This is a genomic window from Bacillus sp. SIMBA_008, from assembly GCF_046535495.1.
GTDB classification, from domain to species: domain Bacteria; phylum Bacillota; class Bacilli; order Bacillales; family Bacillaceae; genus Bacillus; species Bacillus subtilis.
In genome coordinates, this window is sequence record NZ_JAWRWL010000011.1 from 1 (window position 1) to 2,963 (window position 2,963).

Below are 2,963 nucleotides of genomic sequence, written 5' to 3' on the forward strand. Positions count from 1 at the left end.
ACAAGATATCACATAGTGATTCTTTTTAACGGTTAAGTTAGAAAGGGCGCACGGTGGATGCCTTGGCACTAGGAGCCGATGAAGGACGGGACGAACACCGATATGCTTCGGGGAGCTGTAAGCAAGCTTTGATCCGGAGATTTCCGAATGGGGAAACCCACCACTCGTAATGGAGTGGTATCCATATCTGAATTCATAGGATATGAGAAGGCAGACCCGGGGAACTGAAACATCTAAGTACCCGGAGGAAGAGAAAGCAAATGCGATTCCCTGAGTAGCGGCGAGCGAAACGGGATTAGCCCAAACCAAGAGGCTTGCCTCTTGGGGTTGTAGGACACTCTGTACGGAGTTACAAAGGAACGAGGTAGATGAAGAGGTCTGGAAAGGCCCGCCATAGGAGGTAACAGCCCTGTAGTCAAAACTTCGTTCTCTCCTGAGTGGATCCTGAGTACGGCGGAACACGTGAAATTCCGTCGGAATCCGGGAGGACCATCTCCCAAGGCTAAATACTCCCTAGTGACCGATAGTGAACCAGTACCGTGAGGGAAAGGTGAAAAGCACCCCGGAAGGGGAGTGAAAGAGATCCTGAAACCGTGTGCCTACAAGTAGTCAGAGCCCGTTAACGGGTGATGGCGTGCCTTTTGTAGAATGAACCGGCGAGTTACGATCCCGTGCAAGGTTAAGCAGAAGATGCGGAGCCGCAGCGAAAGCGAGTCTGAATAGGGCGCATGAGTACGTGGTCGTAGACCCGAAACCAGGTGATCTACCCATGTCCAGGGTGAAGTTCAGGTAACACTGAATGGAGGCCCGAACCCACGCACGTTGAAAAGTGCGGGGATGAGGTGTGGGTAGGGGTGAAATGCCAATCGAACCTGGAGATAGCTGGTTCTCTCCGAAATAGCTTTAGGGCTAGCCTCAAGGTAAGAGTCTTGGAGGTAGAGCACTGATTGGACTAGGGGCCCCTACCGGGTTACCGAATTCAGTCAAACTCCGAATGCCAATGACTTATCCTTGGGAGTCAGACTGCGAGTGATAAGATCCGTAGTCGAAAGGGAAACAGCCCAGACCGCCAGCTAAGGTCCCAAAGTATACGTTAAGTGGAAAAGGATGTGGAGTTGCTTAGACAACCAGGATGTTGGCTTAGAAGCAGCCACCATTTAAAGAGTGCGTAATAGCTCACTGGTCGAGTGACTCTGCGCCGAAAATGTACCGGGGCTAAACGTATCACCGAAGCTGCGGACTGTTCTTCGAACAGTGGTAGGAGAGCGTTCTAAGGGCTGTGAAGCCAGACCGGAAGGACTGGTGGAGCGCTTAGAAGTGAGAATGCCGGTATGAGTAGCGAAAGAGGGGTGAGAATCCCCTCCACCGAATGCCTAAGGTTTCCTGAGGAAGGCTCGTCCGCTCAGGGTTAGTCGGGACCTAAGCCGAGGCCGAAAGGCGTAGGCGATGGACAACAGGTTGATATTCCTGTACCACCTCCTCACCATTTGAGCAATGGGGGGACGCAGGAGGATAGGGTAAGCGCGGTATTGGATATCCGCGTCCAAGCAGTTAGGCTGGGAAATAGGCAAATCCGTTTCCCATAAGGCTGAGCTGTGATGGCGAGCGAAATATAGTAGCGAAGTTCCTGATTCCACACTGCCAAGAAAAGCCTCTAGCGAGGTGAGAGGTGCCCGTACCGCAAACCGACACAGGTAGGCGAGGAGAGAATCCTAAGGTGATCGAGAGAACTCTCGTTAAGGAACTCGGCAAAATGACCCCGTAACTTCGGGAGAAGGGGTGCTCTGTTAGGGTGCAAGCCCGAGAGAGCCGCAGTGAATAGGCCCAGGCGACTGTTTAGCAAAAACACAGGTCTCTGCGAAGCCGTAAGGCGAAGTATAGGGGCTGACGCCTGCCCGGTGCTGGAAGGTTAAGAGGAGCGCTTAGCGTAAGCGAAGGTGCGAATTGAAGCCCCAGTAAACGGCGGCCGTAACTATAACGGTCCTAAGGTAGCGAAATTCCTTGTCGGGTAAGTTCCGACCCGCACGAAAGGCGCAACGATCTGGGCACTGTCTCAACGAGAGACTCGGTGAAATTATAGTACCTGTGAAGATGCAGGTTACCCGCGACAGGACGGAAAGACCCCGTGGAGCTTTACTGCAGCCTGATATTGAATGTTGGTACAGCTTGTACAGGATAGGTAGGAGCCTTGGAAACCGGAGCGCCAGCTTCGGTGGAGGCATCGGTGGGATACTACCCTGGCTGTATTGACCTTCTAACCCGCCGCCCTTATCGGGCGGGGAGACAGTGTCAGGTGGGCAGTTTGACTGGGGCGGTCGCCTCCTAAAAGGTAACGGAGGCGCCCAAAGGTTCCCTCAGAATGGTTGGAAATCATTCGCAGAGTGTAAAGGCACAAGGGAGCTTGACTGCGAGACCTACAAGTCGAGCAGGGACGAAAGTCGGGCTTAGTGATCCGGTGGTTCCGCATGGAAGGGCCATCGCTCAACGGATAAAAGCTACCCCGGGGATAACAGGCTTATCTCCCCCAAGAGTCCACATCGACGGGGAGGTTTGGCACCTCGATGTCGGCTCATCGCATCCTGGGGCTGTAGTCGGTCCCAAGGGTTGGGCTGTTCGCCCATTAAAGCGGTACGCGAGCTGGGTTCAGAACGTCGTGAGACAGTTCGGTCCCTATCCGTCGCGGGCGCAGGAAATTTGAGAGGAGCTGTCCTTAGTACGAGAGGACCGGGATGGACGCACCGCTGGTGTACCAGTTGTTCTGCCAAGGGCATCGCTGGGTAGCTATGTGCGGACGGGATAAGTGCTGAAAGCATCTAAGCATGAAGCCCCCCTCAAGATGAGATTTCCCATTCCGCAAGGAAGTAAGATCCCTGAAAGATGATCAGGTTGATAGGTCTGAGGTGGAAGTGTGGCGACACATGGAGCTGACAGATACTAATCGATCGAGGACTTAACCATATTTT

Annotated in this window: 1 rRNA gene; it reads left to right on the forward strand. The window is 53.5% G+C overall.

The features are described 5' to 3' along the window. Positions 1 to 30 precede the first annotated feature (30 nt). Positions 31 to 2,958: ribosomal RNA gene (locus SB658_RS21795) — 23S ribosomal RNA — on the forward strand. Positions 2,959 to 2,963 lie beyond the last annotated feature (5 nt).